The organism is Citrobacter sp. CK185 (assembly GCF_030333565.1).
GTDB classification, from domain to species: domain Bacteria; phylum Pseudomonadota; class Gammaproteobacteria; order Enterobacterales; family Enterobacteriaceae; genus Citrobacter_B; species Citrobacter_B koseri.
Genome location: NZ_JAOWFR010000026.1, coordinates 154,886 through 181,404, shown reverse-complemented (window position 1 = coordinate 181,404; position 26,519 = coordinate 154,886). Strand labels below are relative to the sequence as shown.

Genomic DNA, 26,519 nt, shown 5'->3' with positions numbered 1-26,519 from the left:
TTCGAGAGTTAATGACGCACATCTTATGGAGTTAACTGGCGGATGACAACACAAGGCGGTTGATTATCAACAGCCTGCCCCCACATCAATACGCATAGGTTATAATTTTTTTCTGGTCTTCAGGCACAACAGGATGGCGATGAAGCGACTCAAAAACGAACTTAACTCGCTGGTTAATCGCGGTGTAGACAGGCATTTACGTCTGGCCGTTACCGGACTTAGCCGTAGTGGGAAAACCGCGTTTATCACTGCGATGGTTAACCAACTGCTCAACATCCATGCCGGATCGCGACTGCCGCTGCTAAGCGCGGTGCGTGAGGAGCGTTTGCTGGGCGTGAAACGCGTTCCACAACGTGATTTTGGTATTCCACGTTTTACCTACGATGAAGGGCTGGCCCAGCTTTATGGCCAGCCGCCTGCCTGGCCGACGCCAACGCGCGGCGTGAGCGAAATCCGCCTCGCGTTACGCTATAAATCCAATGATTCTTTGCTGCGTCATTTTAAAGACACCTCGACGTTATACCTGGAGATTGTCGATTATCCCGGCGAATGGCTGCTCGACTTGCCGATGCTGGCGCAGGATTACCTGAGCTGGTCCCGGCAAATGACCGGCTTACTGCAAGGGCAGCGGGGCGAATGGTCGGCCAAATGGCGTCAGCTATGCCAAGGGCTGGACCCGCTGGCGCCTGCTGATGAAAACCGCCTGGCGGAGATCGCCGCGACCTGGACGGCGTATCTGCACCAATGTAAACAGCAGGGGCTGCACTTTATTCAGCCTGGCCGCTTTGTGCTGCCGGGCGATATGGCGGGCGCGCCTGCGTTGCAGTTTTTCCCGTGGCCGGATGTGGATGCGCATGGCGAATCGATACTGGCGCAGGCGGATAAACACACCAACGCCGGAATGTTGCGTGAACGCTTTAATTACTACTGTGAAAAAGTGGTGAAAGGGTTCTATAAAAACCATTTCCTGCGGTTTGATCGCCAGATTGTACTGGTGGATTGCCTGCAACCGTTGAACAGCGGGCCGCAGGCGTTCAACGATATGCGTCTGGCGCTGACGCAATTGATGCAGAGTTTCCACTATGGTCAGCGAACGCTATTTCGCCGACTCTTTTCCCCGGTGATTGATAAACTGCTGTTTGCGGCGACCAAGGCAGACCATGTGACTGTCGATCAACATGCCAATATGGTCTCTTTGCTCCAGCAACTGATTCAGGATGCCTGGCAAAACGCGGCGTTTGAAGGCATCAGCATGGATTGTCTGGGACTGGCGTCCGTACAGGCGACGACCAGTGGATTGATCGACGTAAATGGTGAAAAGATCCCGGCTTTACGCGGCAACCGTTTAAGCGACGGAACGCCGTTAACGGTGTACCCCGGCGAAGTGCCCGCACGCCTGCCGGGACAAGCGTTCTGGGACAGTCAGGGTTTCCAGTTTGAAGCGTTTCGCCCGCAGGTGATGGATGTGGACAAACCATTGCCGCACATTCGTCTGGATGCCGCGCTGGAATTTTTAATAGGAGACAAATTGCGATGAGCGAACCGTTAAAACCGCGTATCGATTTCGCAGGTCCACTGGAGGTGGAGCAAAACCAGACGCTTAAAACGCAACAGACCTTCAGCGAGACGCAGGCGCAGACCTTTGCCCCCGCGCAGGTGGATGAACCTCTGGAAGACGAGGGACAGGCGGAAGCGGTCATTGATGCCGCGCTGCGCCCGAAACGCAGTTTGTGGCGCAAGATGGTGATGGGGGGACTGGCGTTGTTTGGCGTCAGCGTTGTGGGCCAGGGCGTGCAATGGACCATGAACGCATGGCAAACCCAGGACTGGGTGGCACTGGGCGGTTGTGCCGCCGGGGCGTTGATCATTGGCGCAGGCGTTGGCTCGGTCGCGACTGAATGGCGTCGGTTATGGCGATTACGCCAGCGGGCGCATGAACGGGATGAAGCGCGCGACCTGTTGCACAGCCACGGTACGGGAAAGGGTCGTGCGTTTTGCGAAAAGCTGGCGCAGCAGGCCGGTATCGATCAGTCTCACCCGGCGTTGCAGCGCTGGTATGCTTCGATTCACGAAACGCAAAATGATCGGGAAGTGGTCAGCTTATACGCTCAACTGGTGCAACCGGTGCTGGATGCCCAGGCGCGACGTGAAATCAGCCGTTCGGCCGCCGAGTCCACGTTAATGATCGCCGTCAGCCCGCTGGCGTTGGTGGATATGGCATTTATCGCCTGGCGAAATTTGCGACTGATCAATCGCATTGCGACGTTGTATGGCATTGAACTGGGGTATTACAGCCGTCTGCGCCTGTTTCGTCTGGTGTTGCTCAATATTGCGTTTGCGGGCGCCAGCGAGCTGGTGCGTGAAGTCGGGATGGACTGGATGTCGCAGGATCTGGCGGCGCGTTTGTCTGCCCGTGCGGCGCAGGGTATTGGCGCCGGGCTGTTAACCGCTCGTCTGGGCATTAAAGCGATGGAACTGTGTCGTCCCTTACCGTGGATCGACGATGATAAGCCGCGTCTGGGGGATTTTCGTCGCCAGCTTATCGTTCAGGTCAAAGAGACCTTGCAGAAAAGCAAAACCCCGCGCGAAAACTGATCGCTGGAAGGGCGCTGACCGTATAACTTTACGGCCCGGCGCCCAATTTTCCGTCATGCTGTCAATAATTGTTGACAGAATCCTTCCTGCTAATCGAATACTGGCTTATCATCTATCTAATAGCTCATTGTTTTAGGTGAAAGTTCCCATGCGTCTGGAAGTCTTTTGTGAAGACCGTCTTGGTCTGACCCGCGAGTTACTCGATTTGCTGGTGCTTCGTAGCATTGATTTACGCGGTATTGAGATTGACCCCATCGGGCGAATTTACCTTAATTTTGCTGAACTGGAGTTCACCAACTTCAGCAGCCTGATGGCGGAGATCCGCCGCATTTCCGGCGTAACCGATGTCCGTACGGTGCCGTGGATGCCGTCTGAACGCGAGCATCTGGCGCTGAGCGCACTGCTCGAAGCGTTGCCGGAACCCGTCCTCTCTCTGGATATGAAAAGTAAAATAGAGATGGCGAACCCCGCGAGCTGTCAGCTTTTCGCACAAAATCAGGAGCGTATGCGCAATCACACTGCCGCGCAGTTGATCAACGGCTTCAACTTCCAGCGTTGGCTGGAGAGCAACCCGCAGGTCTCTCACAACGAGCATGTGGTGATCAATGGGCAGAACTTCCTGATGGAGATTACCCCGGTTCATTTGCAAGGGGAAAATGACGAGTACATGCTCACGGGCGCTGTCGTTATGTTACGTTCCACCATCCGAATGGGGCGTCAGTTGCAGAATTTGACGACCCAGGATTTGAGCGCGTTTAGCCAGATTATCGCCGTCAGCGCGAAAATGAAGCATGTCGTAGAGCAGGCTCGTAAGCTGGCTACGCTGAGCGCGCCACTGCTGATTACCGGCGATACCGGAACCGGTAAAGATCTCTTCGCCCATGCCTGTCACCTGGCAAGCCCGCGTGCGGCAAAACCGTATCTGGCATTGAACTGCGCCTCCATTCCTGAAGATGCGGTTGAAAGCGAACTGTTTGGTCATGCGCCGGAAGGTAAAAAAGGCTTCTTTGAACAGGCTAACGGGGGTTCGGTGCTGCTGGATGAGATTGGTGAGATGTCGCCACGCATGCAGACCAAATTGCTGCGTTTTCTTAACGACGGCACTTTCCGTCGTGTTGGCGAGGATCATGAGGTTCACGTTGATGTCCGGGTGATCTGCGCCACGCAGAAGAATCTGGTGGAGCTGGTGCAAAAAGGGTTGTTCCGCGAGGATCTCTACTACCGTCTGAATGTGCTGACGCTCAATCTGCCGCCGCTGCGTGATTGCCCGCAGGATATCATGCCGCTCACTGAACTTTTCGTGGCGCGTTTTGCCGATGAGCAGGGCGTGCCGCGTCCAAAACTCTCTGCCGATCTCAGCACCGTATTAACCCGTTATGGCTGGCCGGGCAACGTGCGCCAGCTTAAAAACGCCATCTACCGGGCGCTGACGCAGCTTGAAGGGTACGAATTACGTCCGCAGGATATCTTGCTGCCGGATTACGACGCCACGACCGTTGCCGTTGGTGAAGATGCGATGGAAGGCTCGCTGGATGATATCACCAGTCGTTTTGAACGTTCCGTGTTGACGCAGCTTTATCGCAATTATCCGAGCACGCGTAAACTGGCGAAACGCCTGGGCGTCTCACATACCGCGATTGCCAATAAGTTACGTGAATACGGTTTGAATCAGAAGAAAAGCGAAGAGTAGAAACGACACAAGAATTAGAAGCCCGATGAGCATTGCGCCATCGGGCTTTTTTACCGTCTTACGCTTTCAGCACGTCCAGCGCAGCAGCATAGTCAGGTTCGTTGGTGATTTCGTTCACCAGCTGGCTGAAAATGACGTTGTCGTTTTCATCAATGACCACCACGGCACGCGCCGCCAGACCTTTCAGCGGGCCTTCAGTGATTTCAACGCCGTAGTCTTTCAGGAAGTCAGGATTACGCAGAGTGGAAAGGGTAATGACGTTGCTCAGACCTTCCGCGCCGCAGAAACGAGACTGGGCGAACGGCAGATCCGCAGAAACGCACAGTACGACGGTGTTGTCGATTTCTGTCGCCAGTTGGTTAAACTTACGTACCGATGCCGCACAAACGCCGGTATCAATACTTGGGAAAATATTCAGCACCTTGCGCTTGCCTGCAAACTGAGCCAGTGTGACGTCAGACAGATCTTTTGCCACGAGGGTAAAAGCCTGTGCTTTGCTACCAGCTTGAGGAATGGTGTTGGCGACGGCGACTGGATTGCCCTGGAAATGAACGGTTTGTGACATGGTTATCTTCCTGTTTACATATAGTTAACGTCGTGGCTAGTTTATGCCATCAGCAGTTAACACGGCAAACGCTATTTGTGTTTAATCCACCGCCACGCATCTGCAACGTGAAAAACGGCGAGAAAAGGAGAACCAATGAGATCTGTTAAGGTGTATGAGGAGGCCTGGCCGCTGCACACGCCCTTTGTGATTGCCCGGGGAAGTCGTACCGAAGCGCATGTTGTGGTCGTGGAGCTGGAGGAAGAGGGCGTAAAAGGCGTAGGGGAATGTACGCCTTATCCACGTTATGGCGAAAGCGATGCCTCGGTGCTGGCGCAGATCATGAGTATCGCGCCGCAACTGGAACAGGGGCTGACCCGCGAAGCACTACAAAAATTGCTGCCTGCCGGCGCGGCCAGAAATGCGGTGGATTGCGCGCTGTGGGATCTGGGCGCTCGCCAGCAGCAGCAAACGCTGGCGGAGTTTGTGTCCGTTGAATTGCCCGCTACGCTGACAACAGCACAGACTGTCGTGATCGGTACGCCTGAACAGATGGCGGCCAGCGCGGCGGCACTGTGGGAAAAAGGGGCGAAACTGCTCAAAATTAAGCTGGACGATCGCCTGATCAGCGAACGAATGGTCGCGATTCGCTCCGTCGTGCCCGATGCGACGCTAATCGTGGATGCAAACGAGTCCTGGCGTACAGAAGGGCTGGCGGCGCGATGTCAGCTGCTGGCGGATTTAGGCGTCGCGATGCTGGAACAACCGTTACCTGCGCAGGATGACGCCGCGCTGGAAAATTTTGTTCATCCGCTCCCTATTTGCGCGGATGAAAGTTGCCATACCCGCAGTAGCCTGAAGGCGTTACAGGGGCGCTACGATATGGTCAATATCAAACTGGATAAAACCGGTGGTCTGACGGAAGCGCTGGCGCTGGCCGTCGAAGCCAGAGAACAGGGTTTTGGGCTGATGCTGGGATGTATGCTGTGTACCTCCAGGGCCATCAGCGCAGCGTTGCCGCTGGCCCCACAGGTGCGTTTTGCTGACCTCGATGGCCCCACCTGGCTGGCGGTGGATGTCGAGCCCGCTTTACGGTTTACGACCGGGCAACTTCATCTTTAGGGTGCCAGCGCAGCAGAGTAGACATCGCCATCAGATACTTTTCGCTGGCCTCATCGGATGAGATCGGCGGGAACTCTGCGGTAATACAGTGCAGATTGAGGTCGGCGCACCAGCTTCCAAACGAACCGGGCGTTTCGTAACCTACGCTGGAGACCAGCGGCAGTTCGAATGCCCGGGCCAGCCATTCGCCTAACTCGCTATGTCTGGGATCTTCAATACAGGCAAGAGGATCGTGAAAGGAGACCACCCAGGCAGGATGCACCCGGTGTATCAGTTGGCACAGCGCCTGGGTTTCGGGTTCGGACCCCGGATGTTCGCCGGTAAGCAGCACCACATCGCGCTCCTCGGCGCTGCTGTTCCAGCGATAAACCGTCTCACCCGCTTTCCAGTTCGCCGCCGGAAAATTACGGTTCAAATCGACGCCATTGGCATTGGCGCGCAGACCAAGCTGGCAACCGTCCGGGTTCACCGCCAGCACCACATGATGACGGCGGAGTGAAGGATTCAGCGTACGCAGCGCACACGAGAGCGTCACCACTGACGCGTTCTCATCGCCGTGCGTTCCGGCCAGAATCAGGCCGCTTTCGCGATCGGCCGCCGTAGCCGGAAACCAGATCAACGGCGCTCCCAGCAATGAACGCCCATAATGTTCGGTTCCTGGCGGAAATGCGCCGCGCTCGGCACGAGGACGGGTAACGGTCATAAGTGTCTCTGAATGCTGTTGTTATTACTCGCAGTGTTGTGCAAATTGTCCAGATAATCAAATCGTTTTCACGCGTTGCGCGCGCTATGCAATATCCTCCATCTGGCTTCCTGGAAGCGGATGCGTATATCGGGTTAATATCAACTTTCTGTAGGAAGACATTTGCATTTCCTTCATGCGAAACAAATAATTACGCAGTCATCTAACTTCATCATTTAAGGGCATCTTATGAAGCACTCTGTTTCAGTTACCTGTTGTGCGCTGTTGATTAGCAGCGTCTCCCTGACACACGCTGCGGATGTTCCCGGCGGAACGGTACTGGCAGAGAAGCAAGAACTGGTCCGCCATATTAAAGATGAACCGGCGTCGTTAGATCCGGCAAAAGCGGTTGGGCTGCCGGAGATTCAGGTCATTCGCGATTTGTTTGAAGGTCTGGTGAATCAGAATGAGAAAGGGGAAATCATTCCTGGCGTCGCTACGCGCTGGAAGACCAATGATAACCGGATCTGGACGTTTACCCTGCGCAATAACGCAAAGTGGTCGGACGGCACTCCGGTGACCGCGCAGGATTTTGTCTACAGCTGGCAACGTCTGGTTGATCCGAAAACCCTGTCACCGTTTGCCTGGTTTGCCGCCCTTGCTGGCATTAATAACGCCCAGGCGATTATTGATGGTAAAGCGTCGCCGGATACGCTTGGGGTTAGCGCCGTGGACGCCCGCACGCTAAAAATACAGCTGGATAAACCGCTGCCGTGGTTTGTTAACCTGACCGCCAACTTTGCTTTTTACCCGGTACAGAAAGCCAATGTAGAAAGCGGTAAAGACTGGACGAAGCCCGGAAACCTGATCGGCAATGGCGCCTATGTGTTGAATGATCGCGTGGTCAACGAAAAACTGGTGGTGGTGCCCAATACCCACTACTGGGACAATGCGAAGACGGTGCTGCAAAAAGTGACTTTCCTGCCGATTAATCAGGAGTCGTCAGCGACTAAACGTTATCTGGCTGGCGATATCGATATCACCGAATCTTTCCCGAAAAATCTGTATCAGAAGTTGCTGAAGGATATACCGGGGCAGGTTTATACGCCGCCGCAGTTGGGCACCTATTATTATGCGTTTAACACCCAAAAAGGCCCGACGGCGGATTCCCGCGTTCGTCTGGCGCTGAGCATGACGATTGATCGCCGCATCATGGCGGAAAAAGTGTTAGGAACCGGGGAGAAACCGGCCTGGCGTTTCACCCCGGACGTGACGGCAGGCTTTACTCCTGATCCTTCGCCATTTGAACAAATGAGCCAGGAAGAACTCAATGCTCAGGCGAAAACGTTATTGCTTGCGGCTGGCTATGGCCCGCAGAAACCGCTCAAATTGACGCTGTTATATAACACGTCTGAAAATCATCAGAAAATCGCGATTGCGGTCGCCTCGATGTGGAAAAAGAATCTGGGCGTAGAGGTGAAGCTGCAAAACCAGGAATGGAAAACCTATATCGACAGCCGCAACACCGGTAATTTTGATGTTATCCGCGCCTCTTGGGTGGGGGACTACAATGAACCGTCTACTTTCCTGTCATTGTTAACCTCGACCCATACGGGCAATATCTCGCGCTTCAATAACCCGGCCTACGATAAAATCATGACGCAGGCGACAGTAGAAAATACGGCGAAGGCGCGCAATGCGGACTATAACGCGGCAGAGAAAATCCTGATGGAACAGGCGCCGATTGCGCCGATTTACCAGTATACCAACGGACGTTTGATCAAACCGTGGCTGAAAGGTTATCCCATTAATAACCCGGAAGACGTGGCGTATAGTCGGACAATGTATATTGTGAAGCACGACAAATAATATGCAGCAGTAAGCGAAAAGACGCGGAATACCGCGTCTTTTTTAATTTGCGGATTGCGGTGACGCGACGTTATCCAGATAAAGCGTCTGGCTTGGAAACGCAAAATCTGTGCCGTTCGCCTGAACAATGTCGATAATCTTCAGGTAAACATCCTGCTGAACCGCAAGCCAGGCTTCCCATTCGGTGGTTTTGCTAAAGCAATAGACCATGATATTCAGCGATGATTCGCCGAATTCATTGAAATAGACCAGTAGCGTCTGGCGCTGATCGATATCAGGGTGGTTTTGCAGCATCGTTCTGACCGCATCAACAATAACGCCTGTTTTACTGGCATCCTGATACCGTAACCCGATCACCGTTTTAATACGTCGGTTGGTCATCCTGCCGGGATTCTCCACGCTAATGGAGGAGAAAATCGAATTCGGCACATATAAAGGGCGGTGGTCGAAGGTGTTAATTTTGGTCATTCGCCAGCCGATTTCAGTCACGGTGCCTTCAATATTTCTGTCCGGGGAACGAACCCAGTCGCCAATGCTAAAGGGGCGATCAAAATAGAGCATAATCCCCGAGAAAAAGTTGCTCAGAATGTCCTTACCCGCCATCCCAACAGCGATGCCGCCAATGCCGCCAAAAGTCAGCAACCCGGACAGACTCATGCCAAAGTGTTCGCCATAGAGTAAAACGATGGCGATAATAATGGTGATCTTAATAATGCGAGACAGGATCTTCGCACTGGTGACATCTCTGCCTTTACCGATCTGTGATTTTTCAAAGCGGTTGATGAGTAAAAACAGTTTTATTGTCAGAATCAGCGCAATCAGAGATGTGCAGATAAAATCGACGGCATTTGGAGAGATGAATTTCAGATCGTAGTTTTCAATAACATTATTGGCGATACTGCCCAGCGTGCCGATGATAAGGGCATAAACGAAGAACTGTACGGCATGAAATATAAATCCTTTTCTTCTTTTCTCGCCACGACGAAACACAATATTCATCAGAAGTAAGGCGGCGCCACTGCCAAAAATTATTGCCAGATTAAACGCGTTTTTGAAAAAAAATTCTGCAATCATTTTGGTCTGTCACTACCCCGTATGGTTGATATAACGCTAAAAGATCCTGAGGTGCAGATATTTTATCCGCTTCGAATGCGCTGGTCATTGATCAAAAAGAATAAGACGTAGCGCATTTTCAGACAGGGACGCGCGATGTGAATATTATGTCACGACTTGTGTGGCAGACAACGGGGGATTGTCATGGTATTGTTACGCGCAAGTAACAGAGCTTTCATCTGCAAAAGGACGATACCATGATCATGACAAAGCTGAAGACAGCAAAGGGGAAGAAATTTCTGTTGGGCCTGCTGGCGGTGTTTATTATTGCGGCATCAGTGGTTACGCGGGCGACTATCGGCGGCGTGATCGAACAGTATGATATTCCGTTGTCCGAGTGGACAACCTCGATGTATTTCATCCAGTCATCAATGATTTGCGTCTACAGTCTGGTTTTCACCATTCTGCTGGCCATTCCGCTGGGGATCTATTTCCTCGGTGGTGAGGACAAACAGTAACGTGAGTGAGCGGCTTCGCCGGGTAGGCATACGCTACCCGGCACGAAAATAGGCTTAATCGTCTTCTTCGTCGTCCAGTTCGACCGGTGTCTGATACTGATCGGGTTTAATGACGAGCAGATCGCAGCGCAAATGGTCGATAACCTGTTCCGCTGTATTGCCCAGGAAGGCCGCAGATATCCCGGTACGACCAACCGTACCCAGTACAACGATACCTGCCTGTAGGTGCTCGGCTAAATCCGGGATAACCTCTTCAGGCAACCCTTTTTCAACATGCGTCACTTTCTCATCAATGCTGAATTTCTGCCGTAGCGCCTTCATCGCCAGCAAATGCTGACCGCGAATCGCGTCGTTGTAAACGCTCGGATCAAATTCAGGCAGTTCGATTGCGATATTGATGGGCGTCACGGGGTAGGCGCCAACCAGATGGACTTCGGTGTGGTTCACCTGTTCTGCGAGTTGCAGCGTTTCTTTGACCAGCTTTTCATTCAGCGCATTGTGATAAGGTTCTTCGCTCGCCAGATTCACGGCCACCAGCGCTTTACCGCCTTCAGGCCACGGTTGATCCTTGACCATCCATACCGGGCTTGGGCATTTACGCAACAAATGCCAGTCAGTCGGCGTAAAGATTACCGCTTCCAGGCGGTCATGCTGGTGCGCCATTTTGAGCACCAGATCGTGATCGTCGCTGATCACTTCCTGGATAATGGCTTCAAAGGGACGGTTGTGCCAGACCACTTTTATCTCAACGGGAACACCTGCTTCGATGTAGTATTTCGCTTGTTCGCGTATCCAGGCTGTTCGCTGGCTGATGACGCCCTGACGCATCGCGGTACGCTCATCAGGCGAGAGCAGGGTAGTCATTTCATAAGAAAAATCATAGATCGGCAAAAAGGCTTTAATTTTGCCACCAATCCGTTGATGCAAATAAACAGCGCGTCGTAATGCGGGTTGATCGTCCTGGTTTGGGTCGATGACCACCAGCATATTTTGATACATAGCCATACAGGGTCTCCTTACAACTGTCACCGCAGTTTGTAATTAAAAGAGTAACCCATATATGTTGAATGAAACAGGGGGGAACCTTCTGCCAGATCAATAAATCAGGAAAATTTGCTGTTCTATAGAGCAGTGTATTGAATGTAAACAATTTCTATCAGTAAAATCAGACTTCCGGGGCATACCTGGGGTAAATAGCGGCTTAGTAGAGTCTGTAATTAAATCTGTTTGATTCATGAATGCCGCCATAGCGGCATTCTTATCGTTAGTGGGAACCAAGACGGATCAGTTCAACGGGTTCGAACTGGCCTTCACAGCCTTCCACTTCGACGGTTTTGTTGCGGCGTAACTGGGCTGGAGTTAACCCGTTAGAATGTATGGCAACGATTTTACCCGTTCTGCCCGTCCCATTAATCATAACCCGACTGCCATTAGTAATAGGATTATGGTTACGATCATAAGTGATCATGGTTCTTTCTCCTCTTAATATCTGGGTATCAAAAAATCCGCTTAACAATCCGGGCCGCAGTCCAGAAGCGAACGTAATATAAATACACCTTTGCCATAATCTTTTTTTGTTTTTGATCAAGGTCACACTTTTTCTATACTCACTAAACCGCTGTTTTCGGGGGGAGTTAAATCAATAATCATTGTAAATGACACGGTGTTAGGGTTGCCGCAGTTGCGTCGTATGCAAGAACGCAACTGCGGCCAGCTGGCGATCGTTCGATAGTGCGAATATAGAACGGTTGCCAGCCGCTGCGGATTGTACTTTTCCGGCATGATGAATCAATGTGGTTAATCCGAAAACGGCCTGGCAGGGCGTAAACCATGCCAGTGGTGTCCAACTGGAGTGATGGCTACGTATTTGAGATTTCTTTAGCTTATTGACGTGGTGTGATTCCTTCTGTCAAACCAATAAATCAGGAAAATTTAATGATTTAACAGAAGGATAACTGACTTACTTGCGGAAAGATTAAGCAACGTTGCGAGTATGACCAGCAAGCACTGCGAGCGCATCGCTGTTTTCGATGGTGATGTATTTACCTTTCACCGCCAGCATACCGCTTTTCTGGAAACGACCCAGCAGACGGCTGATCGTTTCGACCGTTAAGCCAAGGTAGTTACCGATATCGCCACGGGTCATCGTCAGGCGGAATTCACGCGGAGAGAAACCGCGCTGGGCAAAACGACGGGACAGATTGTAGATAAAGGCTGCCAGACGTTCTTCCGCATTTTTCTTCGACAGCAACAGGATCATATCCTGATCGCCTTTGATCTCGCCGCTCATCAGACGCATCATCTGTTGACGCAGGTTAGGCATCTTACCGGAGAGATCGTCCAGAGTCTCAAACGGGATTTCACATACCATTGAGGTTTCCAGCGCCTGGGCAAAGCTCGGGTGGTGCCCGCTGCCAATCGCGTCAAAGCCGACCAGGTCGCCCGCTAAATGAAAACCAGTGATTTGCTCGTCGCCCTGCTCGGTAATGGTGTAGCTTTTAATCGTACCGGAGCGGATAGCATAGAGCGATTTCAATTCATCACCTGCTTTAAACAGCGTTTGCCCTTTCTGAATAGGCTTTTTACGCTCGATGATATTATCAAGCTGATCAAGCTCATGTTCGTTAAGTGTGAACGGGATGCAAAGCTGGCTGATACTGCAATCCTGGCAATGGATAGCACAACCGCCAGACTGAATGCGCCGTATAATTCGCTTTTCCGGGATCATAGGTCTGCTCAAGCCGTAATTGATATTTGTCAATTTTAACATCTTTTTGGTGAGCACGTAAGCCTGAGCTACTCCCAATAGAGGATAATTCAGGCATAAGCAGGAGAAATATTTATATCCCTTTGAAAATCCATGCTTTATAAGTGGTTACTTTACATCAAAGTGTGACGGGTAAGGCACAAAATGCCTGGTTTCTACAGCAGCAGATACCCTTCATGGCGTAATAACCACTCTTTTCTTTGCACGCCGCCAGCATATCCCGTCATTGTCCCGTTGCGCCCGATTACGCGATGGCAGGGTACAACGATACTGACCGGGTTAGATCCGTTAGCGGCGCCTACGGCGCGAGCGGCTCCCGGACGGCCTAATTTTTCGGCAAGTTGACCATAATGCATAACCTGACCGCAGGGGATGGTGCGCAGCGCCTGCCACACTTCCCGCTGAAAAGGTGTTCCCCCGGTGGCGGTCTCCAGCGTATCAATGATGCTGAGATTTCCCTCAAAATAAGCGGTGAGCTTATCGCTCAGGCCACCCGGATTTTTGGCGGCGATGCGCTCGTATCCCTCTGAACGATAATGTATGTCCAGTAGCTGTTCCATACGGTCGCTGTGTTGCTCCCATTCGACGGCGCGCAGGCGGAATTGCTCATCGCAAATCACCCATAACGGCCCCAGCGGGGTCGCGATATTGTCTTCAAGTAATCTCAGCATCCGTTATCTCTCATTGCAGGCGGGATAATTCCCGGACTCATCAGCAGTTCAACAAGATACCATGCGACCAATATCCGCAACCATACCCCTAAAAAGATAAGCGGGCATAATACGTTTAGCGTCATTGTTTGTTGAAAAAACGAACAAATAAAGATGCTGGAAAAATGAAGCACGGCAGGAGAATAAAAAACAGGGACTGTCGACATCCGCCAGCCCCTAAAATCTACACAGCAGTGCTTCCTTAACCTTTTCCCGGCCTGGTTTTCCCTCAGCGGGTAATAAAGTTATAACGGCTATAAAAGAGATATTCCACTTTCAGGGCATAATTGATTTTACAAAAGCCCCGCTGAAATTGTCGGTTAACGCAGGATAAAACGTGGCTTTACCGGGGATGAAATAGTGAGATGCGCATAGCCAGATAATTGAGCCAGTGTCGTTTATTGGAAATAACTGTAAACCGTTGTCGGTATAATAGCGTGCGGTTATGATAGTGCCTGTCTTAACGCGCTGGAGGAGGAATCATGAACCTTGACGACAAAACGCTGTTTCTTGACGCCATGGAGGATGTCCAACCGTTGAAACGTTGCGCTGATGTACACTGGCAGCCCACGCGCAATTCACGGACGCCGCAGCGTATCGATACGCTCCAGCTCGACAATTTTCTCACTACCGGGTTTCTGGATATTCTTCCTTTGGGCGAACCGCTGGAGTTTCGCCGGGAAGGGTTGCAGCAGGGCGTGCTCGACAAACTGCGTTCGGGAAAATACAGCCAGCAGGCGAGTCTCAATTTGCTTCGTCAGCCGGTTGAGGAATGTCGCAAGATGCTGTTTAGCTTCATCTGCCAGGCGCGTCAGGATGGTTTACGCAACGTGCTGATCATTCATGGCAAAGGGCGAGAAGATAACGCGCATGCCAATATTGTGCGCAGTTATGTGGCGCGTTGGCTGACGGAATTTGACGACGTTCAGGCTTACTGTACGGCGCTGCCTCATCATGGCGGCAGCGGAGCGTGTTATGTTGCGTTGCGTAAAACGGCGCAGGCAAAGCAGGAAAACTGGGAGCGCCACGCGAAACGCAGCCGTTAAGGGCGTTCACAGGCTACTTACGGGCAGCCTGTGACGTTTATTACGCCGCCAGCACCCGATTTCTGCCGTCGTTTTTGGCTTTGTACAGGGCATCGTCCACCCGCTTAAATAATTCATCAATACTTTCATTCGATTCGTGCCGTGCGACGCCGATGCTGACGGTAAAACGGGGCAGGCCAGGAATACAGACTTTCGCCACGGCGGCGCGTATTGATTCTGCAAGATTAAGCGCAACCTCCAGCGAGGTTCGCGGCAGCAGCAAGACAAATTCTTCACCGCCCCAGCGAAAGACCAGGTCGCCTTTACGTGCGCAGGCTTCCAGCGTTCGCGCCAGAGCGCACAGCACTTCATCGCCTTTCAAATGACCGTACAAATCGTTAATGCTTTTGAAGCGATCGGTATCGATGAGCAGCAGGCTGTAATCCATTGTCATCGACAGATGGGGCGTATGGTTTTGCTCAGTAAGAAGATAAAATTGCCTGCGGTTCAGTAAGCCAGTCAGCGCATCATGCAGGGCAGCGCGTTCCAGCTCCTGTTCCAGCCGTTTTTGCTCGGTAATGTCATGAATGATGCATAACATGAGTTTATCGCCGTATATCTCAAGGGGCCCCGCATAGGTTTGTACGTGCCGGGTGGTGCCGTCAGAGAGTTTATGGACGAAGTTTAAGGGCTTATGACCGCCGGGCAGACGGGCAATCTCATGCATAACGGGTAAGATCTGGCGGCCTAATACGTTGATTTCCCATGTATGTTTCTGGCACATCGCTTCATGGCTGTAGCCATAGAAATTGAGTGCGGCCAGATTGGCATCGACGATCAGACCGTCCCGCGAAGGGTCTATCAACAGCATCGGCGCGGAGTTCGTCAGGAAAAAACGGGCGTAAAACCCTTGTTTTTTACGCTGATAGTTTGCCGAACGGCTGGCCTTGAGACCTTGCGCCGTGGGTGTCTCTATGCCTTCAAAAATAATAACGTCTCCCTGCGTCGACAGGGTTTTAACCGAGAGGCGGCAGGTTAAGGCGATTTCTTTACCATCACGACAGACCGTCAGAATTTCAACAATATCGTGATGGTGGTGTAAATCAGCAACGTACATGCGCAGTTCATTTTGCGCATAAGTTGAAAATATCCCCTTTCTGAGACGGCTGAAAGTCTGTTCCTGTGTCAGTTCGCGTGCGGCGGTATTAGCGAAAACTAACTCTTCTGTGTGTGGTAAAACAATCCAGACAGGAAAACTTAATAAATCCAGAGCATTGAGTTCGTGAGCAATCATCGATAATCCCGTTATCTTCACATGCTGTGTTGCCGGTTTATTGGTGAATGGCTTTTTTATTAACAGCTTACAGTGATATGGAGCGTTTTTTCACAAATCGGGAGACAACAATAGACGTGCAGATAAATCTAGCAGGGAACCAGGACAAATCCACGAATGATAAGTTTTTTTTCAATGGTCGATATAAGTGTGAACGAGTAAAAAGGGAGAAAGGTTGATGGCGACTTATATAAACATTACTCAGGCTAATCATTCTGAAAGAGGTTAACCCTTTCCCGTACGACATATTAAAGCTGATGATGCAACGCAAGGTTATCGATCTACAGACTAAAATTCATAAATTTCGATTAAGTAAATTATCATCCGTTGAACACCCCATATTGTCTCGCACAACACATTTGCGCCGGTGATGCCGGCGCCTTTCCTGCCATATCGTACTTTTCTGAATCATTTCAGCGCAATGGGATAATGAGGTATTGCTTAACATACGCCGAAGGCTAGACTAACGAAAAAGCGTTGAATGAATGTGGAGGCGTTGTGGAAGCCATCAAGGGATCGGAAGTCAATGTGCCGGATGCCGTTTTTGCCTGGCTACTGGATGGTCGCGGCGGCATTAAACCGCTTGAAAATGACGATATTATCGACAGCCAGCATCCCTGCTGGTTGCATCTCAATTACACCCACCCTGACAGCGCGCAGTGGCTGGCGTCGACGCCTTTGTTACCGAATTCTGTACGCGATGCGCTGGCTGGCGAGAGTTCGCGCCCACGCGTCAGTCGGATGGGGGAAGGCACGCTGATCACCTTACGCTGCATCAACGGCAGTACCGATGAACGCCCTGACCAGCTAGTGGCGATGCGTGTATATATGGATGAACGTTTTATCGTCTCAACGCGACAGCGAAAAGTTCTGGCGCTTGATGAGGTGGTTAGCGACTTGCAGGAAGGGACTGGCCCGTCCGATTGCGGCGGCTGGCTGGTCGACGCGTGTGACGCCCTGACGGATCACGCCAGCGAATTTATCGAGCAATTACACGATAAAATTATCGACCTGGAAGACAATCTGCTCGATCAGCAGATCCCGCCGCGTGGATTCCTGGCGTTACTGCGTAAGCAACTGATTGTGATGCGTCGATACATGGCGCCTCAGCGTGATGTTTATGCGCGACTGGCAAGCGAGCGTCTGGCCTGGATGAATGATGATCAGCGGCGTCGAATGCAGGATATCGCGGATCGTCTGGGAAGGGGGCTGGATGAGATCGACGCGTGTATTGCGCGCACGGGCGTGATGGCCGATGAAATCGCGCAAGTTATGCAGGAGTCCTTAGCGCGCAGAACCTATACGATGTCGCTGATGGCGATGGTCTTTCTGCCCAGCACATTTTTAACCGGCTTGTTCGGCGTGAATCTCGGGGGAATTCCGGGCGGCGCATGGCATTTTGGATTTTCTATGTTCTGTATTCTGTTAGTTGTCCTGATTGGTGGTGTTACCTTATGGTTGCATCGTAGTAAATGGTTGTAACAACAACGCTTTTCATCGTCCTTTGAGCAGAAAAACGCCGCATAATTTGAGCGAAGTCAATAAACAATCTACCCATTCGGGGCAATATCTCTCTCGCAGGTGAATGCAACGTCAAGCGATGGGCGTTGCGCTCCATATTGTCTTACTTCCTTTTTTGAATTACTGCATAGCACAATTGATTCGTACGACGCCGACTTAGATTAGTCGGCTTTTTTTTGCCTGCGGGATATCAGCGTCTACCCTAAAAGAGTCAATCTGTATGACCGGAGGGTAATATGACCAGCCTGTTCACGTTGTTGCAAATGCAAACGCGCCAGTCGGATTCCGTACCAACCGATCCGGTGCCGATTCCCGATCCTATCCCGCGCCCACAACCTATGCCAGATCCGCCGCCGGATGAAGAACCGATTAAATTGTCGCATCAAGAGCGGAGATCTGCGAGGATACGCGCCTGCTGACTGTGTGTCTTTTACCGCGAGATTAAATTGTGACCGCTTTTTCTACTCTGAATGTCCTGCCTGCCGCCCAACTCGAGAATCTTAACGAGTTGGGTTATCTTGAGATGACGCCTGTCCAGGCCGCTGCGTTACCGGCGATCCTGGCCGGAAAAGATGTGCGCGTGCAGGCAAAAACCGGCAGCGGAAAAACGGCTGCATTTGGTCTCGGGCTTTTACAGCATATTGATGCCAGTCTGTTCCAGACCCAGTCGCTGGTGCTTTGTCCTACGCGCGAACTGGCCGATCAGGTGGCAGGGGAGCTGCGTCGTCTGGCGCGTTTTCTGCCTAATACCAAAATCCTGACGTTGTGCGGCGGGCAACCTTTCGGCGCGCAGCGAGACTCTCTCCAGCATGCGCCGCACATTATTGTCGCGACGCCGGGCCGCCTGCTTGACCATCTGCAAAAAGGCACCGTTTCTCTGGATGCCCTGCAAACGCTGGTGATGGATGAAGCCGACAGGATGCTGGATATGGGCTTTAGCGACGCTATTGACGAGGTGATTCGCTTTGCGCCGTCACGCCGTCAGACTCTGCTGTTTTCCGCAACCTGGCCTGAGGCCATCGCGGCGATCAGCGGTCGGGTTCAGCAAAATCCACTGACGATTGAAATTGATTCGGTGGATGCGCTGCCATCTATCGAGCAGCAGTTTTTTGAAACATCTTCGCAGGGGAAAATCCCGCTGCTGCAAAAGCTGCTGAGCCAGCATCAGCCTGCGTCATGCGTTGTTTTCTGTAATACCAAAAAAGATTGTCAGGCGGTTTGTGATGCGCTCAATTCTGTTGGGCAGAGCGCATTATCGCTGCATGGCGACCTTGAGCAGCGCGATCGTGACCAGACGCTGGTTCGTTTTGCAAACGGCAGCGCGCGCGTACTGGTAGCGACGGACGTCGCCGCGCGTGGGCTGGATATCAAGTCGCTGGAGCTGGTCGTAAACTTCGAGCTGGCGTGGGACCCGGAAGTTCACGTACACCGTATTGGTCGTACCGCCCGTGCAGGCAACAGCGGTCTGGCGATCAGTTTTTGCGCGCCGGAAGAGGCGCAGCGCGCCAATATTTTGTCTGAAATGTTGCAGCTTAAACTGAACTGGCTGACGCCGCCGGGCAACGTTCCGGTTGCACCGCTGGAAGCTGAAATGGCGACGCTGTGCATTGATGGCGGTAAAAAGGCAAAAATGCGCCCGGGCGACGTGCTGGGAGCATTAACGGGAGATATTGGTCTGGATAGCGCTGATATTGGCAAAATTACCGTACATCCGGCCCATGTCTATGTGGCGGTTCGCCAGCCTGTGGCGCAGAAAGCCTGGAAGCAATTGCAGAACGGAAAGATAAAAGGGAAGAGCTGTCGGGTTCGTTTATTGAAATAAATGCCCGTTCCGGCCTACAGGTGCTTATGCGCATCGTAGGCCGGATAAGACGTTTACGTCGCCATCCGGCTGAGTCAGAAATTACTTCACTTCCACGATGTTCAGACGCAGTTCATCCAGTTGGTTATCGTCTTCCTCTGGCTGCCAGCCTGCGGGTTGCAGAGGGATCTCTTCGCGGTCAAAGGCTAAATCACCACCGTCTACCACATCGGAATCATGATTAATGCCTTTGAAATCAAAAAGATTAATATCGCTCAGATGAGAAGGCACCACGTTCTGCATCGCGCTGAACATGGTTTCAATACGCCCTGGATAACGCTTATCCCAGTCGCGCAGCATGTCGGCGATGACCTGGCGTTGCAGGTTTGGCTGCGACCCGCACAGGTTGCACGGAATGATCGGGAACGCTTTGGCTTCTGAAAAACGCTCAATATCTTTCTCGCGGCAGTAGGCCAGCGGGCGGATAACGATGTGTTTGCCGTCATCGCTCATCAGCTTCGGCGGCATCCCTTTCATTTTCCCGCCGTAGAACATGTTCAGGAATAACGTTTGCAGGATATCGTCGCGGTGGTGGCCTAACGCAATTTTGGTTGCACCCAGTTCTGTTGCGGTGCGGTAGAGAATACCGCGGCGCAGTCGGGAGCACAGAGAGCAGGTCGTTTTGCCTTCAGGAATTTTCTCTTTAACGATCCCATAGGTGTTTTCTTCAACGATCTTATACTCTACGCCCAGTTTCTCGAGATATTCCGGCAGAATGTGTTCGGGAAAACCCGGTTGCTTCTGGTCAAGGTTAACGGCGACCAGAGAAAAGTTGACGGGCGCGCTTTGCTGCAAATTACGCAGAATTTCCAGCATGGTATAGCTGTCTTTCCCGCCGGAAAGGCACACCATGATGCGATCGCCTTCTTCGATCATATTGAAGTCAGCAATCGCTTCGCCCACGTTACGACGCAGACGTTTTTGTAATTTGTTCAGGTTGTATTGTTCTTTCTTGCTAATATCTTGATTTTGCGACATTTAATAGAGGCTCAATTCATTGTGTGGCATCAGAAAAGTATGCATCACGCCGGAAAGACCGGCAAAAGAAATCTGATATAAAAACTGTGGCGTGTATGGTACGGATTGGCGAGAAGAATGTCAGCACATTTATACCCGTTATACCTCAGGTTGCAGGTAAGCGTGCAGGGTTGAAAAGTGGATATGAAAAGCCCGCAACGGCGTGCGGGCTGATGCGTTTAGCGAACCACCAGGACGGAACATTCGGCATGGCGTACGACCGCTGCGGCGTTGGAGCCCAGCAGATACGTGGTGATGTCCGGGCGGTGAGAAGCAATAATCACCATGTCTGCCGGTAATTTTTTAGCCATTTCCAGAATTTTATCTTTCGGAGAACCTTCCGCGATATGAATCTGTACTCTGTCGGCAGGAATACTGAACTTCTTGATAATCTCTTCCAGTTGAGATTTTGCTTCGGCTTTCAGATCGTCCATAGCCGGTAACTCTGCTGAGTAGGCCAGGCCTAAAGAGGCGTAATAAGGCAGTGACGGAATAACGGTCAGGAAATGGACCTCTGCGTCATCTATTTTTGCCTCGGCTTCAACATGGGTGATAACGCGTTGAGTTAATTCTGAATCTGAAATATCGATGGGCACAAGAATCGTTCTGCTCATAAAACCTCCTGTTTAAGTATCCGATTAAAGTTTAACCCTTAATGGCACTTTATGTACAATGACAGGAGTCACATTTTAGCGTGAGTTTGGTTTCTGCTCTGGAAATTTCCCTTTGATCACGCCGTCATAAAAGCGGCCTTTAGAAACCACGACAAGAAAATCACGGAAAATACGCGACGGGACGCCGAGATATTGCAGAGTACCGGTTCGATGAAAACGAATTTCCAGCGTGCTGGAGGTTTCGTCATAGCCGACGGATGCAATACGGGATGATTTAACGGGATGATGGTTCATTGCCGGCGTCCTCTACAGCAGATCTTTATGCAATATATCATCTATCAATGGAGAGTTTTAGCGCAACAAATATATTGTTTTAGTATAGATAAAACACTGTTGTTATGAGAAAAGCCCGCCGTTGCCAGCGGGCTGACGGACTTAGAACTGGTAAACCATACCCAGAGCAACGACGTCGTCAGTAGACATATCGTTGCGAGTGTAGAAGCTGTCATCTTCATCCAGCAGGTTGATTTTGTAATCAACATAAGTGGAGAAGTTTTTGTTGAAGTAGTAGGTCGCGCCTACGTCAGCATATTTAACCAGGTCTTTATCTTCACCGCCGGCCAGATCCTTACCTTTAGACATCAGGAAAGATACGGCAGGACGCAGACCGAAGTCGAACTGGTACTGCGCTGTAACTTCAAAGTTCTGGGTTTTGTTGGCAATGGTGCTATCACTCCAGCTGTCTTTTCCACCATATGGCGTCATGTTACGTGTTTCAGAATACATGGTCGCCAGATAGATGTTGTTAGCGTCATATTTCAGGCCAGCAGTCCACGCATCTGCTTTATCACCGCCAGCAGTAGAGTGATTTGCTTGCTGATTCGTTCGGTCGGAAGTGGTATATGCCGCACCGAAGCTTACGCCCATACCCAGATCGTAAGTTGAGGAGATACCGAAGCCGTCACCGTTGGAGTTTTTCACATCACGGTCGCCGCCGTTATTTGTCCCCTCCTGGGAATACGTGTCTTCGCTGCCGGATTGGTTTTCATTCGCACCCTGATATTGCAGCGCAAAGCTCAGACCATCCACCAGACCGAAGAAGTCGGTATTACGGTAGGTTGCTACGCCGTTAGCACGACCGGTCATGAAGTTGTCTGCTTTGGTATAAGAGTCGCCGCCGAATTCTGGCAGCATATCGGTCCAGCCTTCCACGTCGTACAGTACGCCGTAGTTACGGCCGTAGTCGAATGAACCATAGTCACCGACTTTAATACCTGCGAATGCCAGACGAGTCCAGGAGTCACCTTTATCACCTTCGGTACCGTTAGCCTGAACCTGATATTCCCACTGGCCGTAACCCGTGATCATATCGTTAACCTGAGTTTCACCTTTGAAACCCATACGCATGTATGTTTGATCGCCGTCAGAATTTGCGTCATCAGAGAAATAATGCAGACCGTCTACTTTGCCATAGAGATCTAATTTATTGCCGTCTTTATTATAAACTTCAGCGGCGTGGGCCGCGCCTGCGGCTAACAGGGCAGGGATTACGAGAGCCAGTACTTTTCTTTTCATTGAAATAACCCTTTAGTTTTTTTATTTACCTGTGACTCCCCATAAGGGAAGTGAAATCATGCTAAAGGAGAAGTTCCGTAAAGAGATAAATATGAATTGTTACGTCTTAAGTAAAATCTTAATTAAATAATTCTACAGAAATGATGATAATTGACATGAATGTTTTTTAATAAAACATATAAAATAAAAATTATACAATTTAATTTTGTTGCGATATTCTGCGCGGGTTATATGCCTTTATTGTCACATTTTGCTTTTTTCGTTGGGCCATTGCGATAAGTACTGATCTTCCAGCGAATGAATTGACAAGCCCGAACCTTGGTTCGGGCTTTTTTTTCGTTCTGACGAATACTCAAACAGCCGTATTATTCAGCACCGCTCTTTTCCGCTTTACCTGCCAGTTGAGCAAGGAAGTCATAGCGTTTTTGCAGATCCGCCGTCGCATCCTTCCAGAGCTGTTCAGCAACGTCTGGCTGCTGTGCATTCAGGCGGCGGAAGCGTTGCTCGTTGAGCAGCGTCTCTGCCAGCGCGTCTGACGGTGGACGGGAGTCCAGCGCCAGCGGCAGTTTACCCTCATCGGCGCGACGCGGGTCAAAGCGGTACAGCGGCCAGAAGCCGGTAGCCGTTAACTGACGCATCTGATCGTGGCTCAGCGCCAGGTCGTAGCCGTGTTCTTCACATGGGCTGTACGCAATGATCAGCGATGGCCCCGGATACGCTTCCGCTTCCTGGATTGCTTTCACCGTCTGATTTAACTGCGCGCCCAGCGAGATCTGCGCGACATACACATGACCGTACATCATCATGCTCACACCCAGATCCTTACGCGCTTTGCGCTTGCCGTGTTCGCCAAACTTCGTGACCGCGCCAAGCGGCGTCGCCTTCGACGCCTGCCCGCCGGTATTGGAATAACACTGCGTGTCCAGAACCAGAATATTGACGTTCTCGGTCAGGCTCAGCACATGATCCAGACCGCCAAAGCCAATATCGTAGGCCCAGCCGTCACCGCCAATCAGCCAGATTGATTTCTCAATCAGCGCATCGGCATCGGTTAACAGTTCATGCGCGCCGTCGACATCTTTCAGATGCTGGCGTAATGCGGCGACCTGTTCACGACGAACTTCCGGCGTCGCGTCGGCGTGCAATGCGTCGTTTAAATCCGTTGGGATGCGATCGGCGAACTGTTCCAGCAGACGCATGACGCGCACGCGATGTTGATCAACCGTCAGGCGGAAGCCCAGACCGAATTCGGCGTTATCTTCAAACAGCGAGTTCGCCCATGCGGGGCCGCGACCGTTAGCATCGGTGGTGTAAGGCGTTGAAGGCAGGTTACCGCCATAAATAGAAGAACAGCCGGTCGCATTGGCAATTAACATGCGGTCGCCATACAGCTGGGTCAGCAGCTTGATATACGGCGTTTCACCACAACCGGAGCAGGCGCCGGAGTATTCGAACAGCGGCGTGATCAACTGAGAGGTGCGAATATCAATACGCTCCAGCTTGCTCTTGTCGATTTCCGGCAGATTGAGGAAGAAGTCATAATTCACTTTTTCTTCTTCGACATGTTCAAGGCGGGACATCATATTGATGGCCTTGATTTCAGGGTTCTGGCGGTCTTTCGCCGGGCAAACTTCAACACACAGGTTACAACCCGTGCAGTCTTCCGGCGCCACCTGCAACACGTATTTCTGACCACGCATATCGCGTGATTTCACATCCAGCGAGTGCAGACTGGCCGGGGCGTTCTCCATTGCTTCCGGCGAAACCACTTTAGCGCGGATCGCCGAGTGCGGGCAGGCGGCGACACAGTGGTTACACTGGGTACACAGCTCTTCTTTCCAGATAGGGATCTCTTCGGCGATGTTGCGTTTTTCCCAACGGGTCGTCCCCATCGGCCAGGTGCCGTCTGGCGGCAACGCTGAAACGGGCAGGGCGTCACCAAGCCCGGCGAGCATGGCGGCTGTAACCGTTTTAACGAAATCGGGCGCGGCGTCAGACACCACCGGAGGACGATTTGCGCTGTGCGGGTCCACCGCCTGCAACGGAACTTCTGTTACCGATTCGCGCGCCAGCGCCAGCGCCTGCCAGTTACGCTCAACCAGCTCCTGGCCTTTACTGCTGTAGCTTTTCGCTATCGCTCCCTGCAATTCCGCCAGCGCGCTATCACCAGGCAGAATCTGCGTCAGGTGGAAGAAGGCCATCTGCATCACGGTATTAATACGTGCCGCCAGTCCGCATTCGCGGGCGATTTTAGCCGCGTTAATCACAAAGAACCGCGCTTTTTTCTGGTTCAGCACCGCCTGAACTTCCTGCGGCAGACGGGCCCAGACTTCATCTGCGTTGTACGGCGTATTGAGCAGGAAAATACCGCCTGGTTTCAGACGTTCCACCATCTGATACTTATCAATAAACTGCAACTGGTGGCAGCCGACAAAATCAGCCTGCGCCACCAGGTAAGCGGAACGAATCGGCTGCTCGCTGACGCGCAGGTGAGAGACCGTCAGCCCGCCAGCTTTCTTCGAGTCATAGACAAAGTAACCCTGTGCATACCACGGCGTGGAGTTACCAATAATCTTGATGTTGTTTTTGGTTGCAGAAACGCTGCCGTCGCTGCCCAGACCGTAAAATAGCGCTTCCAGCTTCGCTGTACCGGGCAGGGTGTTTTCCGGCAGGGGCAGAGACAGATTAGTGACATCATCATAGATGCCAACCGTGAAGCGGGATTTGGGTCTGGCGCTCGCCAGTTCGTTGAAAACAGCCAGCACGCAATCGGGGCCAAACTCTTTTGAAGAGAGGCCATAGCGCCCGCCGATCACCCGCGGTAAGGTTTCTCTCTCGCCGCTGTTGAATGCCTCCGCCAGCGCGGTCATCACATCCAGATACAGCGGTTCGGCCTGTGCGCCAGGCTCTTTGGTGCGATCCAGTACGGCGACGGTACGTACGGTTTCCGGCAGCGCCTGTAATAAATGTTTTGCTGAGAACGGACGGAACAGACGGACTTTCAGTACGCCCACTTTTTCGCCGCGCGCCAGCAGCTCGTCCACCACTTCCTCACAGGTGCCGATTGCGGAACCCATCAGAATAATGACGCGTTCCGCCTGCGGATGGCCATAGTATTCAAACGGCTTGTACTGGCGACCGGTGGCCCCGGCGAAATCATTCATTGCCTGTTCAACGTGGTCATAAACCGCGTTGTACCACGGGTTCGTGGCTTCACGGGACTGGAAGTAGGTATCCGGGTTGGCAGACGTGCCGCGAATCACCGGATGTTCAGGATTGAGCGCGCGGGAGCGGTGCGCGTCAATTTCAGCCTGCGGCATCAGTTTCAGAATGGTGTCATCCGCCAGCGGCACAATTTTATTGATTTCATGCGAGGTACGGAAACCATCAAAGAAATGAATAAATGGCACGCGGCTTTTCAGCGTGGCAATCTGCGAAATGAGCGCGAAATCCTGCGCTTCCTGAACGCTACCGGCGCTCAGCATGGCGCAGCCTGTCTGGCGAACCGCCATCACATCAGAGTGATCGCCAAAAATAGACAAGGCATGAGTAGCAATGGTGCGTGCGGCGACGTGGAGTACAAACGGCGTGAGCTGTCCCGCCAGTTTGTACAACGTTGGGATCATCAGCAGCAGGCCCTGAGATGAGGTAAATGAGGTCGAGAGTGCGCCGGTCTGTAATGCCCCGTGAACGGTGGCGATGGCGCCGCCTTCCGACTGCATTTCTACGACGCGAGGGGTATCGCCCCAGACGTTCTTAAGCCCGTTTCCGGCCCAGGCATCCGCCTGCTCAGCCATTGTCGAACTGGGCGTAATTGGGTAGATGGCGATAACTTCGCTGGTACGGAATGCGACCGAAGCAACCGCGCCATTACCGTCAATAGTGATCATATGACACCCTTACATTGCACAAAAAGAGGGACTCGCGAAACATCGGCGGGCCCTGATAGTTATTCCTCTATTTTAGCAAACCCCGATCTCTACCATTTTCGCTTTTGTGTCCCTGGAATAGAGGGAATGAATG

At 51.9% G+C, this 26,519-nt stretch carries 23 protein-coding genes; 10 read left to right on the top strand and 13 right to left on the bottom strand.

Translation table 11 applies throughout. The features are described from left to right. The first annotated feature begins 139 nt into the window (after positions 1–139). The 3 genes from OGV79_RS15610 to tyrR all read left to right on the top strand — a co-directional run bounded on the left by OGV79_RS15610 (position 140) and on the right by tyrR (position 4,285). The gene (locus OGV79_RS15610) at positions 140–1,537 is read left to right on the top strand and encodes a YcjX family GTP-binding protein (RefSeq protein ID WP_047464077.1); all 1,398 of its coding nucleotides are present in this window, start codon (positions 140–142) and stop codon (positions 1,535–1,537) included. After that, positions 1,534–2,595 carry a YcjF family protein gene (locus OGV79_RS15605; RefSeq protein ID WP_012132270.1) on the top strand — a complete coding sequence of 354 codons (1,062 nt, stop codon included), beginning with the start codon at positions 1,534–1,536 and terminating at the stop codon, positions 2,593–2,595. Before OGV79_RS15610 ends, OGV79_RS15605 begins: the two co-directional genes overlap by 4 nt. 148 nt (positions 2,596–2,743) lie before the next feature. Then, complete coding sequence (gene tyrR / locus OGV79_RS15600; protein ID WP_071258372.1) at positions 2,744–4,285, top strand: transcriptional regulator TyrR; 1,542 nt, start codon at positions 2,744–2,746, stop codon at positions 4,283–4,285. Positions 4,286–4,343: 58 nt separating this feature from the next. On the opposite strand, the gene tpx is transcribed toward tyrR, so the two are convergent. Next, positions 4,344–4,850: a thiol peroxidase gene (tpx, locus tag OGV79_RS15595; RefSeq protein ID WP_012132276.1), complete on the bottom strand. Its 507-nt coding sequence runs from the start codon at positions 4,848–4,850 to the stop codon at positions 4,344–4,346. A 135-nt stretch (positions 4,851–4,985) separates the two neighbouring features. On the opposite strand from tpx, the gene ycjG reads away from it, so the two are divergent. Continuing rightward, positions 4,986–5,951 (top strand): L-Ala-D/L-Glu epimerase, encoded by a 966-nt coding sequence (gene ycjG, locus OGV79_RS15590; RefSeq protein WP_286468682.1) that lies wholly within the window; start codon positions 4,986–4,988, stop codon positions 5,949–5,951. Here the strand turns inward: ycjG and mpaA are convergent. Then, positions 5,926–6,654: a murein tripeptide amidase MpaA gene (mpaA, locus tag OGV79_RS15585; protein WP_286468681.1), complete on the bottom strand. Its 729-nt coding sequence runs from the start codon at positions 6,652–6,654 to the stop codon at positions 5,926–5,928. The genes ycjG and mpaA overlap by 26 nt on opposite strands. A 228-nt stretch (positions 6,655–6,882) precedes the next feature. Between mpaA and OGV79_RS15580 the strand changes: the two genes are divergently transcribed. Continuing rightward, positions 6,883–8,502 (top strand): peptide ABC transporter substrate-binding protein, encoded by a 1,620-nt coding sequence (locus OGV79_RS15580; RefSeq protein ID WP_012132280.1) that lies wholly within the window; start codon positions 6,883–6,885, stop codon positions 8,500–8,502. 42 nt (positions 8,503–8,544) lie between these two features. Here OGV79_RS15580 and OGV79_RS15575 read toward each other — a convergent pair whose 3' ends face one another. Beyond that, entirely contained in the window at positions 8,545–9,576 is a 1,032-nt protein-coding gene (locus OGV79_RS15575; protein ID WP_286468680.1) for a mechanosensitive ion channel family protein, read from the bottom strand. A gap of 236 nt (positions 9,577–9,812) precedes the next feature. Between OGV79_RS15575 and OGV79_RS15570 the strand changes: the two genes are divergently transcribed. Then, a complete protein-coding gene (locus tag OGV79_RS15570) occupies positions 9,813–10,073 on the top strand; it encodes a DUF2534 family protein (protein ID WP_012132282.1) in 261 nt (86 codons plus the stop codon). A 54-nt stretch (positions 10,074–10,127) separates the two neighbouring features. Here OGV79_RS15570 and uspE read toward each other — a convergent pair whose 3' ends face one another. The 4 genes from uspE to ogt form a co-directional block, all read right to left on the bottom strand. Continuing rightward, positions 10,128–11,078 (bottom strand): universal stress protein UspE, encoded by a 951-nt coding sequence (gene uspE / locus OGV79_RS15565; RefSeq protein ID WP_012132283.1) that lies wholly within the window; start codon positions 11,076–11,078, stop codon positions 10,128–10,130. Between the two features lie 259 nt (positions 11,079–11,337). After that, positions 11,338–11,541, bottom strand: a complete 204-nt coding sequence (ydfZ, locus tag OGV79_RS15560) for a putative selenium delivery protein YdfZ (RefSeq protein WP_024130312.1) — start codon at positions 11,539–11,541, stop codon at positions 11,338–11,340. Between the two features lie 507 nt (positions 11,542–12,048). After that, on the bottom strand, positions 12,049–12,801 hold the full coding sequence (fnr, locus tag OGV79_RS15555) for a fumarate/nitrate reduction transcriptional regulator Fnr (protein ID WP_003020397.1): 753 nt from the start codon (positions 12,799–12,801) through the stop codon (positions 12,049–12,051). 194 nt (positions 12,802–12,995) lie between these two features. Further along, positions 12,996–13,511: a methylated-DNA--[protein]-cysteine S-methyltransferase gene (gene ogt, locus OGV79_RS15550; protein ID WP_012132287.1), complete on the bottom strand. Its 516-nt coding sequence runs from the start codon at positions 13,509–13,511 to the stop codon at positions 12,996–12,998. A gap of 521 nt (positions 13,512–14,032) precedes the next feature. Here ogt and smrA point away from each other — a divergent pair. Further along, on the top strand, positions 14,033–14,596 hold the full coding sequence (gene smrA, locus OGV79_RS15545) for a DNA endonuclease SmrA (protein WP_200030186.1): 564 nt from the start codon (positions 14,033–14,035) through the stop codon (positions 14,594–14,596). A 40-nt stretch (positions 14,597–14,636) separates the two neighbouring features. On the opposite strand, the gene OGV79_RS15540 is transcribed toward smrA, so the two are convergent. Then, positions 14,637–15,869: a sensor domain-containing diguanylate cyclase gene (locus OGV79_RS15540; RefSeq protein WP_114847872.1), complete on the bottom strand. Its 1,233-nt coding sequence runs from the start codon at positions 15,867–15,869 to the stop codon at positions 14,637–14,639. A gap of 537 nt (positions 15,870–16,406) precedes the next feature. On the opposite strand from OGV79_RS15540, the gene zntB reads away from it, so the two are divergent. The 3 genes from zntB (at position 16,407) to dbpA (ending at position 19,251) form a co-directional block, all read left to right on the top strand. Further along, complete coding sequence (gene zntB / locus OGV79_RS15535) at positions 16,407–17,390, top strand: zinc transporter ZntB (protein ID WP_200030188.1); 984 nt, start codon at positions 16,407–16,409, stop codon at positions 17,388–17,390. Positions 17,391–17,665: 275 nt separating this feature from the next. Further along, complete coding sequence (ynaL, locus tag OGV79_RS15530) at positions 17,666–17,848, top strand: proline-rich small protein YnaL (RefSeq protein WP_072025335.1); 183 nt, start codon at positions 17,666–17,668, stop codon at positions 17,846–17,848. A 29-nt stretch (positions 17,849–17,877) separates the two neighbouring features. Further along, complete coding sequence (dbpA, locus tag OGV79_RS15525; RefSeq protein ID WP_115626717.1) at positions 17,878–19,251, top strand: ATP-dependent RNA helicase DbpA; 1,374 nt, start codon at positions 17,878–17,880, stop codon at positions 19,249–19,251. Positions 19,252–19,332: 81 nt separating this feature from the next. On the opposite strand, the gene ttcA is transcribed toward dbpA, so the two are convergent. From ttcA to nifJ, 5 genes are all read right to left on the bottom strand, one after another. Then, positions 19,333–20,268, bottom strand: coding sequence for a tRNA 2-thiocytidine(32) synthetase TtcA (gene ttcA / locus OGV79_RS15520; protein ID WP_115614763.1), 936 nt, complete (start codon positions 20,266–20,268; stop codon positions 19,333–19,335). Positions 20,269–20,486: 218 nt separating this feature from the next. Further along, positions 20,487–20,921: a universal stress protein UspF gene (gene uspF / locus OGV79_RS15515; RefSeq protein WP_012132296.1), complete on the bottom strand. Its 435-nt coding sequence runs from the start codon at positions 20,919–20,921 to the stop codon at positions 20,487–20,489. Positions 20,922–20,996: 75 nt separating this feature from the next. Beyond that, positions 20,997–21,215 (bottom strand): KTSC domain-containing protein, encoded by a 219-nt coding sequence (locus tag OGV79_RS15510; protein ID WP_012132297.1) that lies wholly within the window; start codon positions 21,213–21,215, stop codon positions 20,997–20,999. Between the two features lie 141 nt (positions 21,216–21,356). Beyond that, the gene (gene ompC, locus OGV79_RS15505; protein WP_112002058.1) at positions 21,357–22,496 is read right to left on the bottom strand and encodes a porin OmpC; all 1,140 of its coding nucleotides are present in this window, start codon (positions 22,494–22,496) and stop codon (positions 21,357–21,359) included. A 365-nt stretch (positions 22,497–22,861) separates the two neighbouring features. Then, complete coding sequence (gene nifJ, locus OGV79_RS15500) at positions 22,862–26,386, bottom strand: pyruvate:ferredoxin (flavodoxin) oxidoreductase (protein WP_115614764.1); 3,525 nt, start codon at positions 26,384–26,386, stop codon at positions 22,862–22,864. Positions 26,387–26,519: the final 133 nt, after the last annotated feature.